We start from the raw sequence: 2,451 nt of genomic DNA, 5'->3' as shown, positions 1-2,451 counted from the left end.
ACTGCACTGCTACAGGATGTCATCTTATACAAAAACTGAACGTAACCTGGACACCAGTTTTTCCGAAGTAACTGTGCACATGGCAGTCAACCCGATGGCAGTACACTCCCGGCAGCACTACTGGGTCTGACTCACAGGTTCCATCCTCCCGAAACTTCTACAACCTGTCCGGTTAGATACCCGCTGTCCTCGTCCACAAAAAAGAGCACTGCTCGAGCCACCTCTTCCAGCCCTGCCAGGCGGCCCATGGGTATCTCGTCTAGCGGCCTGGAGATGGAGTTTTCGGCTACGCCCGGCGATACTACGTTCACCGTCACTCCTCGGGCAGCCAGATGCTTAGCCAGCGATTTACTGTAGATAATCAGTCCGGTTTTGGCGATCACATAAGGCGTAGTTGCCGAACATGCCAGCAAGTTCTGAGCGCCCGCAAAACCAATATTTACCACCCGTCCATACCCGGTTTCGCTCAAGTAGGGGAGGGCAGTCTGGGTCAGGTAAAAAGGTGCGTTGAGGTTGGAGTCGAGCATCCTGTGCCATTCCTGGGGAGAGAGCTGGTCAATGGGTTTTTTGAGGTAATCCCCCACATTATTGACCAGAATCTGTAAGCCCCCCAGTTGCTCCGCAACGGTGTGGATCAGGTTCTGTGCGGGTTGCGCCCGGGTTACGTCTGCCACGACCTTGATGGCCTGCACACCCAGTTTTTCGGCATCCTGGCGGGTCTGCTCGGCTTCGGCCTCGCTGCTCAGGTAGTGCACTGCTACATCAAAACCTTTCTCGGCCAGGGCCAGCAAAATGGCCCGCCCGATACCCCTGGCCGAGCCGGTGACCAGCGCCACGCGGCTCATACGTGTCCCTGGGTGGAGGCCAGATACCCCTCGATCAAAGTGCGGGTGATGTTGTTGAGGGGATAGGAGGGGGCTTCCTCCGGTGCAACCCAGGCCCACTCGGTGATTTCTTCGTTGGGGGTAATGGCTTCGCTCTGGCTTTCCGCGAAGTAGTTGATGAACAAAAAATGCATGGGCCTGTAAAACTGGGGGTCGAACCTGCCCTCCAAAAGCATCGCGTAACGAATATTGCTGAGCTCGAGCCCCACCTCTTCTCTAAACTCGCGCTTTAGTGCGGCTTCCAGCGGTTCACCCCATTCAATCTTGCCCCCTGGTACGCCCCACCGGCCCTGCCATTTGGCGGTTCGGACAATCAGCACCCTGCCTGAGGGGCCGCGCACCAGCGCACCGACGGTAGGGATGGGGTGTTTGGACTCCATATAAACGTCTATTAGCCTACGTCTTTTGCCAGGAGCAAAAGGTGCTCGAGGTTAGACTGCCATAAACCCTCGACCCTGGGCTAATTTTTCAACTCTTTGTAGACTGCGTAAACCCGTCCGCCCTGGGGGTAGGCCTCGAGGCCATACAGCACGGTATGGTTGGGCAGGGTGGTTCTGGTCTTTTGGGGCAGGCCGGTCTCGAACGCAACCACCAGCGGATCATCGCGGCGAAAGCCAGTACCCCGGCTCACACGATCAAAGATATGGGGGTGTTTAGCGCTGAAATAGACCCGCAAGGGTTTGCTGCCGGCCATCAGCACAATCGAAGGGGTGGGGCCACGTTCTGCCAGCGCAATAATGACCACTTCCTCCGAGACCTGCTGGGCCTCGGCCAGTACGGGCACCAGCCGGGGGCTTTGACCTTTCTTGACCAGGGCTGTATCTACAATTTCGCTGGGCAGGAGCATCTCGGCAGCCCCCAGGTTGCACAACGCCTCGAGCTGGTTCTCGAGTTCCTTACCCTCGTAGGCCTCGTGTAGATCGGATAACAGGTCATCATCCTGCTGGATCAGAAAGTGCATTACTTCGTGGGCCAGGGTAAAACGCTGGCGCTTGGGGGTGGAGTCCTGGTCAATCAAAATATGTCTTTTCTCCGGCACCAAAGCCCCAAACTTGCCCTCCGGCAACTTGCCATAGGAGAGGCTCGTACCAATGCCCCCTGCCAGCCGTTCGGGTGTGAGGGGTGCGTGAGCCTTGCGGTAGTCTTGCGCCAGTTCGATTACCCTGGGTCTCAGGTTCATAGCATTACCGTTTTTCAATTAGGGAATTCGGGTGGCAAAACCCTGCTTGATCGCCACAAAAATCGAAACCCGCTGAGTGTTATCGTGTACCTCGTAATCGAAAGTATACGCCCTTTGGGGTGTGCCAGGCTGTTCGAAATAGCTCTTGATGTAGCTCCAGGCCTGCACCGCCGATTCCGGCCCTGGCCCTTCTGCGGTAAACATCAAATACCGTCCGGCTGGCACGCTCAGGCCGCTAAAACCCATCGGCACGTCCTCCGGACCGATGACCTGATAGCCCACCAGCACCGAGCAGGGACCCTGGCTGTCGCTCTCGTAGTTGTGATACACCGTGAAGGGCTTGCCCTGGGCAAGCCGCTTGGGAATCAAAGCCAGATCGGAAGAGCG

General features: G+C 57.0%; 4 protein-coding genes. All 4 read right to left on the bottom strand.

Annotated features, from left to right (window positions below; translation table 11 throughout):
- Nucleotides 1–131: 131 nt before the first annotated feature.
- Nucleotides 132–845 carry a bifunctional dihydropteridine reductase/dihydrofolate reductase TmpR gene (gene tmpR, locus Q0288_RS00075; RefSeq protein WP_299425295.1) on the bottom strand — a complete coding sequence of 238 codons (714 nt, stop codon included), beginning with the start codon at nt 843–845 and terminating at the stop codon, nt 132–134.
- Nucleotides 842–1,264 (bottom strand): NUDIX domain-containing protein, encoded by a 423-nt coding sequence (locus tag Q0288_RS00070; protein WP_299425292.1) that lies wholly within the window; start codon nt 1,262–1,264, stop codon nt 842–844. Before Q0288_RS00070 ends, tmpR begins: the two co-directional genes overlap by 4 nt.
- 80 nt (nt 1,265–1,344) lie before the next feature.
- Entirely contained in the window at nt 1,345–2,064 is a 720-nt protein-coding gene (locus tag Q0288_RS00065; protein ID WP_299425290.1) for an ImmA/IrrE family metallo-endopeptidase, read from the bottom strand.
- Nucleotides 2,065–2,082: 18 nt separating this feature from the next.
- On the bottom strand, nt 2,083–2,451 hold a 369-nt coding region (locus tag Q0288_RS00060), incomplete at its 5' end, for a GyrI-like domain-containing protein (protein WP_299425286.1).

Origin of the sequence: uncultured Meiothermus sp. (assembly GCF_937863175.1) — a bacterium.
GTDB lineage: Bacteria > Deinococcota > Deinococci > Deinococcales > Thermaceae > Meiothermus.
The sequence above is the reverse complement of the archived record's forward strand: the minus strand, read 5'-3'. Positions and strand labels throughout refer to the sequence as shown.